Source organism: Modestobacter sp. KNN46-3, assembly GCF_011039295.1.
The window spans coordinates 64224-74181 of record NZ_JAAKGN010000007.1 but is presented as its reverse complement, the minus strand read 5'-3'; the positions used below and the strand labels follow the sequence as shown (position 1 = coordinate 74181).

Below are 9958 nucleotides of genomic sequence, written 5' to 3'. Positions count from 1 at the left end.
CCACCGCCGCCGACGACAAGACGCCCTCGGCCGCATGACCCCCATCGAGTTCGAGACACTGACCCAGACCGCTCACGCGGCCTGACCGCCCCTACCCAACCGAGTCAACTGAAGTCTGGGCAGTCCCTGCGGTCCTGGCTGAATGGTCGTCCCCCTAGCGCCCGGTCGGCTGCGGTCCACACCAGCACGCCGCGGTGTTGTTCGCGAGCGCTCCTCGACCAGGTGGAGACTCCACACGACTTCATCAAGCCGCTGAATACGGCGTCGCCGCACAGGCAGGTGGCAATCGTCAGCTCGCTGGTGCATATGGGCGCACGGGCTCGCTGCTGGCGGTCGCCAGACCCTGGACCTCGCAATCCCCTGACCCTGCGTGCGCCCGGTCCGACTTGGGGCTGTACACGGGCAGGCGCTCGTCGCATCCGGACATTCCCCATCCGGATCACCCTTGCTGCTGAACTCAGGACGTGGAGACGCCGGTCTGATCCAGAACGGTTCAAGGCGCTGAGGCGCTAGCAAGGACACCATGGACGGCTCCCGGATCAGGAGGCGCCAGGCAGGACCCTCCCTGACTAGTCTGACAGTCACGGCGATGCTGCCGCTCGAGACGGGACTTTGGGGGTCGCCCAGAATGACTGCGCGCATGATGGTGAGCGCCCGCCCCCCACAGATGTCTGCTTCAAGCTGCGACCGCCCGACCGCCTGTCCGCCGCCAGGGACGTGCGCCGTGAAACGCGGCGGGAGGTTAAGATGACGGCAGATGTATTCATCTCCCATGCAGTAGAAGATGCACCCACTGCCGCACGATTGGCGGAACTACTAAGTCGCCGGGGGTTGAGGGTTTGGGGCAATAAACAAGGCCGCGACCCGGGAGAGCGCTGGCGAGAGACGATCGAGGATGCCCTTGCTTCCTCCCGAGCAATCTTGTTTCTCATCACACCGAAAGCCGAAGCCTCGTCTTACTGTCGCTCCGAATGGAGCGGCGCACTGGAGGCCTCGTGGGCCGACCAGTCGAAGGTCCTGATTCCGCTACTCGTGGGGAACACGCGGATTCCACCGTTCTTGTCCGACAGACTAGCTTTGACCATCTCCTCGGACAAAGATCTGGAAAAGGCCGCGCTACGTGTCACTAACGCTCTGGGCCCTAGCCCGGACGCGGAGGCTCATTCAGGGGCCCGCGCTTCCTTCAATAAGCGACTGCCACCGCCGACGGTTGCCCAGCTCATTGCATTCGAGCCAGACGGAACGCTGTTGGTAGCCGGCACGGTAGCCGAGTCGATTAACGTGTGGCGTCCGACAACGGGGGGACGAGTCCTCAGTCTCAGACGAGGCAGTCCGGAACCTGTGCACTTAGCGCTCGCTCCAGACGCCGCACTCTTGGCGATCGGCGATGACACCCCGGTCACGCAGCTATGGGACCTTGCGGCGGGAGAACTAGTCGCGACGCTAGTTGACCAATCTGGGCCCACCCGATCGCTGACATTTTCGCCCCACGGTATGCAACTCGCCCGAGCAGGGCCGGGCTTTATGGCGACCCTCTGGGATTTAAAGACCGCGTCGGTCTTAACTCGCCTTGAGGGTCACTCGGCGCCTATTGAGGCTATCGCGTTCGCGCCAGACTCCGGGCGAATTGCCACCGGGGCGGACGATGGAACGGTCCGGACTTGGGACGCAGCTACGGCAAAACCTATGTCCATCCTGAAGGCTTGCGGCGGCCCAGTTCACGTCCTGGGGTTTTCGCCAGACGGCAGGGTACTGGCTACGTCTGGTCAAGGTGCGGAAGCTCGGCTATGGGACTCGCACACTGGCGAGTTGCGCAAAATCCTAGAAGGGCCCGGACAAGCGGTCCGGTCGCTAACATTTTCTCCAGACGCGCGACTACTGGCTACGGGTCATTCTCATGGAATCGTAATCTTGTGGGACCTAGATACAGGGGACCAAGTCGAGGTTCTCCGCCACGACGAGTCGGTAAGGTGGATGTCTTTCAGCCCCGGTGGCGATCACCTAGCGACCTGTGGTGGGCGCCGTATTCGCGTCTGGGACATACCAGGAGCCCTGACCCGCCGACGTATGGAACAGCTGGAGGAGGACGCGCAGGCGCTGAGGCCCAACGTTCGTGACCTACAGCTCCGGTATGAGGGACTTCGATCTCAACTCAGGCATCAGTATGAGCAATCAAGTCCGAATGCGCCGGCGACCCTCCGAACGTTACTCAACCTTGCCGTGGTTGCCCGTCAGCTACAACTCTTTGCGGATGCAGAGCGGTGGCTGCGAGAGGCCCTTGACTCAGTCGACGTCGAAGATGCAACTAACGTACCTACGTTGGCCTCCGTGCTGGTGAGTCTTGGCCAGGTGGCTCATGAGCAAGGCCGACTTGACGACGCCGAAGCCTGGCTACGCGAGGCACTAAACCTGCAATCGAGAACTCGCCGTCCCGACCACCCCGCAGTGGCAGCCAATCTGGTGGCCCTCGCCCAAGTCGTGAAAGATCGGGGAGACTCTCATGTGGCGGAAAAGTACCTAAGGGAGGCTCTGGCCTTGCAGCACACAAGCCTGGGGCGAGACCATCCTTCTATTGCCGTGACGCTCCGACAACTCGGCCAATTACTCAGAGGGATGGGTAAGTTGGACAATGCGGCGTCGCTGCTTCGGGACGCGCTGGACATGCAGCGTCGAACGTTGGGTCCGCGGCACCCAAGCCTGGTCCCCACACTTGTGGAGCTTGCTGAAGTCCTGCGGCAACAAGAGCGAGTGATGGAAGCCCGGAGCCTGCTCCGCGACGCGCTTACGATCACATCAACCGCGTACTCGATCGATGAGGCGGATGAGGACAATACACAGAACCTAAGGCAACGCATACTTAAGCTGCTGGACGATGAGCCTCGACCAGAGCATCAAGGAACATCTTTGTGACGGCAGCGCCAGCGTTTCCCAGTGAGTCGTCGGGAGAGCCGAACTGTACGGTGGATCCCTGTCTGTCCGTGTTCATAAACTGCCCCTTCGATTCTGAGTATGAACCGGTCCTGAATGCGATCGTATTCGCGACGGTGTGCTGCGGATTCCTGCCGCGAAGCGCGCTGGAGTCTGGGAGTGTGGCAATGCCACGAATGGAGCGTATAGCGCGTTGCGTCCTCTCCTCCAGGTACTCAATCCACGACCTGTCCCGGTGCAAGGGCGAAGGCGAGGACAACTACGCGAGATTCAACATGCCGCTAGAGCTGGGAATCGCGATGGGGAGGCGGTTGGCCGCAAAGACCCCGGACGAGGAGCACGACTGGCTCCTGATTGTGCCACGGGGCCACTCTTACTTGCGCTTTGTCTCCGACCTCGCTGGTTATGACGCCAAAGAGTATGACTTGACACCCGAGTCCGCTGTGCCCGCAGTTATGTCGTGGCTCAAGACCAGACCGAATGCCGTGCCCGGCTCTACTCCCAAGACGGTCTTGAATTCGTTGCCGAGGTTCCTGTCCTCGAAGGAGGAGCTTGATTTGGAATGGGCTGGGGAGACTCCATGGAGCGAATTGATATTGGCCGCACGAGCAGTTGCCCCGATATAGGCTGGGCGGGGGCGTTGGGGCTCTAGCCGATGCGGACACGAGCCCACATGCTCTGCACATCTCCGAACCCATCGGTTTAGGCACCCTAGAAATTGTGGCGCGCCAAGCAGGCGAAGAGGATCCTGCCACGAGGGGCGACGCCCGCTATGGAGTGCTCATCCGTATCGCGGCCAAGTACCCGGACCTGCCGGCCGCCTCGACAACTGATCTGGCGTAGGACTCGCTATCCGCTACACACCCTGCAAACCGTCGACGCGGATCGGCGCAGGAGTGATCGTCTTGGCAGATGGTGCAGCGGAACTCTTGTTGTCCGGGCTAGCCGGTATGTGCGCGCTCTACGCCAACAGCGCCCGGAAAGCGGTCGTTCAGCTGGGCAGCACGCTGCCCCGCTCGGCCGGCGTCAACATCGGGACCGCGCTCGTCGTCGCGAACGTGACAGGATTTAGACGCTTACGCGACGTGGCATGGAGCCACGAGGGATGTGTCTTTCGGAGGACATGCGAGTCTAGTCAGGCTCGTGTTGCGCCTGGGGGCCAGAGAATGTGCACGTCCACCCCACGACCGCGCGCGAAGGCCACCACGTCAGCAGTGCCACCCTTCCCGGCGGCCTCGGCGCCGTCCCATACGGCGACAAGGAGATTCGAGCGCTCCACAACACGCTTGCCGGCTGCGAGATATGCGTCCTCTGAAGGACCCGTGAACGGCAGGGTCTCCTTCTTTGCGGCCAGACCTAGCAGTGACACGTAAGTTCGGCGGACGGCAGAGGACTGGAAGCTGGCCTCATAATCCGTACTCGGGATGACCGCATTTAGCTCGCCTCCAGCCGCCAACAGGGAGAACGCGAAGAGCTGGTCCGCCCCTTCGGCCAAGCTCGAAAATCCGACCAGCTCCCCGTTCGGGATGTTGGCGAGCAAGGAGGAGACGGCGGCAGCCACGGAGCGACGCGTCGCAGGGCCGAGGTTTTGGTGGCCGGTAATCCCAATGTGGGTCACAAGATTCCCCGCTTCGCGAGCCCCCAGAAGTACCGTCCCAAGGGCGTGAGATAGACGTACCCACTCTCCAAGGCCACCCAGAAGTGGGCTCGTCCCTCGTCCGTCGTCACGAGATTGGCGTTGCGTAGCCGGCCCAGGTAGTCGAAGACCTGCTGCTCCGGCGTGCCGGGGTTGCCGGGCGGCAGCGGACGGCCCTCGCCTTCGTGCGCGGGTGTTAGCTGCAGGCGGTAGTCGGCCGAAGGGAACAGGTCAGGCAGCTGACGGAGCAAGCCCTCGTCTAGCCAGGGGGGACCAATCCGAAGGACTACTGGTTCGGTCAAATGTGTCTTGAGTACCGGTCGCTGGGACCAAGCGTCGAAGGCGGCGCTGATGTAGCCGTAGAGGCTTAGTGCTGTGGTACGGCCACGATGGTCCGTCGCGCCGCCTTCCAGACCGTCGAGGAGCATCCGGGTGAAGGCTCCGTGGCCGGCGGACTCCTGCGACACCTCGGTGGAGCGGCTGGCAGCCATGACCGTCACCCCTTCCTGCAGAACCGCCTTGTCCAGCCGGAAGCTCTGGGCAACGGCGTCGGCCTGGAACCCAGGCGGGTTGCCGAGATCCCCGCTGAAGCAGCAGTCGAGAATAAGCGTGACGCTCCGGGCGGGCGAGCCGTTGGCCAAGGTAAGGAGGTCGTTCATCGACACCCCCAAACTGTTCTCGGTGGCGTCCTGAGTCACCAGTTCCGCACCCCAGGGGGTCTGGCCCCCGTGGCCAGCGAAGAAGAACAGCAGGTCCGTGTTCCGCGGGTTTGCGAAAAGCTCGCTGATCAAACCCCGTAGACGGTCGCGGGTGACGTGCTCCGTGTCGCTCGTCACCGAGGACGTGTGCCAATTCCTGCTGCCATCGGAGTTCCGGGACAGGATCTCCTCCAGCGCGGTCGCGTCGGCGACGCACCCGCTGAGGTCACCGACCGTGGGGTAGTCGTCAATCCCCACGAACAGGGCCCGCTTCACGCGTTCTTGCCCTCACCCATCATCTGGCGGACGGCCGCCGCGATCTTGATCCAGTTCCACTCGACGGTCCGGTTCCGAGCGAGTCCCGTGGGCAGCGGAGTCTGTGAACCGGCCCCGTCGACGTAGACGCCGAAGACAGGAACGTCCAGGGCCTTGGCCATCGAGATCTCCTTCGCCACACCCGTCGCCGTGGACATCGAACGGCCCACCAGCACGATGCACATGTTGGTGGCAGAAATCTTCCGCCGAATCAGAGTCTCCCACTGCGACTGAGGCAGTGTGGCCTTGCTGGACCAGTCCTGCACAGTGAACGGAGTAGGGGAGTCCTTCTTGGCCTGGCCGGCGAAGAGGTTCCTGTGGCGCTCGTTGTGGTCGAAGTCGAAGCTCACGAAGGCACGCGGGTCAGCCATGTCATCTCCTGGGAGTCGGAGACCTCAAAGTAGGGGCGGGCACTGACAGAACCGAGACGGTAGCGGGCATCAACGTCGCGACGGCAAGACGACGAAATCGAACCGGCATGGCCAGCTTGCGACTTTGGGGCGTCGGTTCGCCGGTCCCGCGGCCTTCGCGACTACGACGGTCGGTCGTGTTCGCCGGGTCGCGTCCTGCTCAGGGCGCGATGGTGCGGGCCAGCGGCCCGATCCTCGGCGCCGTCTCTTGGCAGTTGGACCGGTCGTCGTGGTTGCAGTTGTGGTTGCAGCTGGCGGGGTTCGCCGGGGTGCGCCGATGTTCGCCGTCGTGCGAACTGGCACGTCAAGCGGCATACGGAACGGGAACGAACCGCCCTGAACGCGATCATGACGGCCTGGCAGTGTGGGCGAGCGGCCGTCGTCATCCGACTTCTGCAGCAACTCCCTTTGCGGCTCCGCGTGCCGCTGCCCCGACGTCTTGTCGATGCAGACCCGGCAGTCCAACCTCGAGAGCACCGGGGAGATTTCGCTGTGCCTGCTGGTTATAGGCGCTGACTACATGTTCGTGGTACGCCCGCGCCGGTCTCTCCGGGGGTGTCGTCAGGTGCTGTGCCTAGGGCAACGCCGCCCTTCCTGGGGATGCTTCACGTCGTCGTCCGCTTCGACGTCGGCGTCCATCAAGATCGTCCGAGCCCGCTAGCGGGAAAAGTAGAAGGACCGGCCGGCGAGGCCGTCGATGTCGAGGGTGTACTCGATCGCCGTGGCGTCCTTCACGCTGTAACCGTCCTTGAGAGTGAACGACCCTCCGGGAGCGACCTCCTGCGGCCAGCCGGTCATGCCGACGACGTCACCCTCCACAACTTCCGAAACCTGGTCGTCGGCACCGGTCTCCGCAACGTCGGAGAACACGAAGTCCGGGCTGAATGCCTCGCTGGTCGACAGGTTCCTTATGGTGACGTTGAAGTAGACGGTGGTCTCGTGAAGCGATCCTTCCCGACCGCCGAGCGCGGCGCGCGCGTCGAAGACAGTGGCCGCCTGGCTCGGGGTGAAGGACACCGGCGACTCGACGGTGATCTCCAGCGGGATGTCGTTGTTCCCAGCGGTGGAGCGGAAGCGAGCTGTCTCACCGAAGGTGAGGTGGGCGTCCTTCGTCTCTTCCCAGGTGGCCTCCGAAGGAGCCGGTGCGGAGGGGGCGGCCGGTGTCACGGCTTCGCCGGGGGAAGAAGCTTTGGTGGCGTCCGTTGGCGGAGCGGTCGTGTTCTCGTCGTCGCCGAAGATCAGGCCGAGGGTCAGGCCGCCGATCGCCACGAAAAGCAGGAACGCGAGGGCGGCGGCCGCTGGGAGGCGCCTCTTGAGCCTTGAACGCCGAAAGGTGAGGCCGGTGCGGAGGGTTCCCTGATCACGGCTGACCAGTTGCCAGCCGTCCGCCTCCCACTTGGCGATAGCTCTGTCTTCGGTGCCTCGAAGCGCTTGGACAATTCTGTTCTCGTACCCCTTGGTGACGGTCACGATTGCGTCCTCGCACTCACGCGCGCCCTTCTCGAGTGACTCCGAGCATGGGGATGGCTTCCGAGCGCCGAGTGACACATGCACCCAAATCTCTCACGCCTGTGTACATCGTCCAGGGCGTCGTGGGGCTCGAGGTGCTCGAGGTGCTCAAGGGACTATCAACTTGCGCCGCCTCCTGGGAGGAGACCGTCCAGGACCCAGACGCCTTCGGCTGGGGATCGCAGAGCGGTACGACGGACGCCATGCCCGGCGTCAAGTCCTACCCGGCGCCTCGGTTCCCGGACTAGCAGGTGTCGTGCCGGGTTGGCTATGCGCCCCTTACTGAGGGTTCCGGGCGGGTCGTACGCAGTAAAAGACGGGCTCCTCTAGGCGTCCCAGAACGACTCCACCCAGGGCCCGGACCAGCAGCTCGCTGTCTACGCCGCTGGTCAGTGGCTGTCCGTCGTGGCGGAGAAGGTCGTAAGTACGGACGGCGGGGCCGGGTCTGGTTTCGCGGACCCGCCGCTCCTGTTGAAATGGCACGGGCTGGGGAGCCTGGTGGGTCCGGGCTCCTGGCCCGTTCGCGGGACAACTGGGACTCATGTGGTGGCTGGTGCGGCCAGTGATGGTTGCGGTCGGTGCAGTGCCACAATGACCTCAGTCACGTCGCATAAGGCTGGCCGGAGCAAACCAGGGGGAGCTAGTTGACGCAGTACCAGCTGGGCGATGTTTTCAATGAGGCTGGCCTCCCCGACGTGACCTATGTGCCGCCGGCGGAGGCTCAGCGGCTCAAGGGCTCGCTGGCGACGCCAGGCAAGCACGTCACGCTGGTCGGACCGTCAGGGAGCGGCAAGTCCACGGTCGCGAACCGCGTCCTGCGAAGCCTGCCGTTCCCTCGATCTGAGATCCACTTCATGAGTGGTCGCAGCCACGTCGGTACGTCGAGCATCCTAGAGGTGTTCGGCAAGGAGTTCGGCGTCGCGTCGACGCTCGAGGAGATCGAGCCGTGGCTCAAGGTCTTCCGGCTGGTCATGATCGACGACGTGCACCACCTGTCGATCGGTGCGCGCACTGAGCTGGCCTCACACCTCAAGCTGTGGCACGAACGTGGCATCCGTCTCTTCATGATCGGCATCGCGAAGACTAGCGAGGCCATACTCGGCCAGGACCCAGAGCTCGCCATCCGGAATGACTCGTGGCACCTGGGGACCCAGGATGAGCAGTTCATGGGGCAGCTGCTGGAGAAGGGCGAGCTGGCTCTCAACATCAAGCTGAGCGACGCTGGCCGGGCCACGGCTATCGCCGCCGCTCAAGGGTCCCCGTCGATCTTCCAGGCAATCTGCCGCATCGCCTGTGTCGAGGCCGACATCTTCGAGACCCAGCCCGAGACCGTCACAGTGGACGTGCAACTCCCGCTGATCCGTGACGCCGTCGTCCAACAGTACGACGGCAGGTATCTGACCAAGATCGTCAGTCTTGCTCGTGGGCGTCGCCAGGCGCGATCCGTTCACGACACCTACTACCGAATCGTGGAGCGGATCGCGCGCAGCAACAAGCAGCAGATCTCCCGCGACGAGCTATACCACGCGATCGTGGGCAGTGCGGACGCCCGCCAGAAGAGTGGGCAGCGGAACAGCTTCTACCGTGCCCTCAAGTCGCTGCCGACGGTCATCGAGGAGAACTCGCTCTCGGACATCCTGATTTACGAGAACGGCACGCTGAGCATCGACGACCCCGTGTTCCGCTTCTACCTCGACCACCTGGACTTCTCCAGGGTTCGGTCGCAGGTGAACGTCCGGCGGGTGGGTTATGAGTTCGACGTCGCCGTGTCGTTCGCAGGTCCCGACCGCCCGGTCGTTCAGGAACTTGTTGAGAGGCTGAAGGCGCGCGGTCTGGAGGTGTTTTACGACTTCGACCAGCAGGCCGCGCTCTGGGGTAAGGATCTCCGGAAGGAGCTGGCGAAGGTCTACAGCCAGGATGCCCAGTTCATGATCGTCTGCCTATCGGACGACTATCCGGAGCGTGACTGGTCGATCTTCGAACTGGAAATAGGCAAGGAGGCCGCGGCGAAGCGGACCGAGGACTACTTGCTGCCGCTGATCGTCGGTCCGCACCGGCCGCAGATTATCGGGCTGCCCGAGTCCGTCGGCCACATCAGCCTCAAGGATCGTTCGCTCGACGATGTCGCTGAGCTGACGCAGGAGAAGGTGCTTACCTTGCCCCCGATTGTCGTGACGCCGGGTGGCGATGCTGCTGATCAGCACGAGACGGAGGACGCCGAGCTAGACGCGGTCGGCGCCGAGGAGTAGCGCGCCGTGCGAAGGACTGGGCGTGGGAGCCTCGTCCCTAGCCGCTGGCGGCCCGGGCTGAGGTCATCTGCTCAGCGGCCCGGCCATGCGATGTTGATTGGCAGATCGACCTGGCCGGGGTGTCGGGCGCAGATTGGTGACCGACAGAGTCGACAGCTCGTCGCGGTACTGGGACGCGCGGTCGTAAGCCGCGTAGACGATCAACGGCCGGCG

The 9958-nt window shown here is 63.6% G+C and carries 7 protein-coding genes; 3 read left to right on the top strand and 4 right to left on the bottom strand.

Annotation, left to right across the window (positions count from 1 at the left end; translation table 11 throughout):
- The first annotated feature begins 747 nt into the window (after positions 1-747).
- Positions 748-2910, top strand: a complete 2163-nt coding sequence (locus G5C62_RS28980; protein WP_164700036.1) for a tetratricopeptide repeat protein — start codon at positions 748-750, stop codon at positions 2908-2910.
- A gap of 1153 nt (positions 2911-4063) precedes the next feature.
- Here G5C62_RS28980 and G5C62_RS04065 read toward each other — a convergent pair.
- From G5C62_RS04065 to G5C62_RS04050, 4 genes are all read right to left on the bottom strand, one after another.
- Positions 4064-4489, bottom strand: a complete 426-nt coding sequence (locus G5C62_RS04065) for a hypothetical protein (RefSeq protein WP_164700035.1) — start codon at positions 4487-4489, stop codon at positions 4064-4066.
- 53 nt (positions 4490-4542) lie between these two features.
- Positions 4543-5538 (bottom strand): caspase family protein, encoded by a 996-nt coding sequence (locus G5C62_RS04060; RefSeq protein WP_164700034.1) that lies wholly within the window; start codon positions 5536-5538, stop codon positions 4543-4545.
- Positions 5535-5948 carry a TIR domain-containing protein gene (locus G5C62_RS04055; RefSeq protein ID WP_164700033.1) on the bottom strand — a complete coding sequence of 138 codons (414 nt, stop codon included), beginning with the start codon at positions 5946-5948 and terminating at the stop codon, positions 5535-5537. Before G5C62_RS04055 ends, G5C62_RS04060 begins: the two co-directional genes overlap by 4 nt.
- 696 nt (positions 5949-6644) lie before the next feature.
- Positions 6645-7457 carry a hypothetical protein gene (locus tag G5C62_RS04050; RefSeq protein ID WP_164700032.1) on the bottom strand — a complete coding sequence of 271 codons (813 nt, stop codon included), beginning with the start codon at positions 7455-7457 and terminating at the stop codon, positions 6645-6647.
- A 101-nt stretch (positions 7458-7558) separates the two neighbouring features.
- Here G5C62_RS04050 and G5C62_RS04045 point away from each other — a divergent pair, with 101 nt between their 5' ends.
- A complete protein-coding gene (locus G5C62_RS04045) occupies positions 7559-7744 on the top strand; it encodes a hypothetical protein (RefSeq protein WP_164700031.1) in 186 nt (61 codons plus the stop codon).
- Between the two features lie 396 nt (positions 7745-8140).
- Positions 8141-9745, top strand: a complete 1605-nt coding sequence (locus G5C62_RS04040; protein ID WP_164700030.1) for a TIR domain-containing protein — start codon at positions 8141-8143, stop codon at positions 9743-9745.
- The last annotated feature ends 213 nt before the right edge of the window (positions 9746-9958 follow it).

Bases quoted from the DNA above. Each gene is read 5' to 3' on its own strand.
- G5C62_RS28980 (WP_164700036.1), top strand. From the start codon at position 748: ATGACGGCAGATGTATTCATCTCCCATGCAGTAGAAGATGCACCCACT.
- G5C62_RS04055 (WP_164700033.1), bottom strand. From the start codon at position 5,948: ATGGCTGACCCGCGTGCCTTCGTGAGCTTCGACTTCGACCACAACGAG.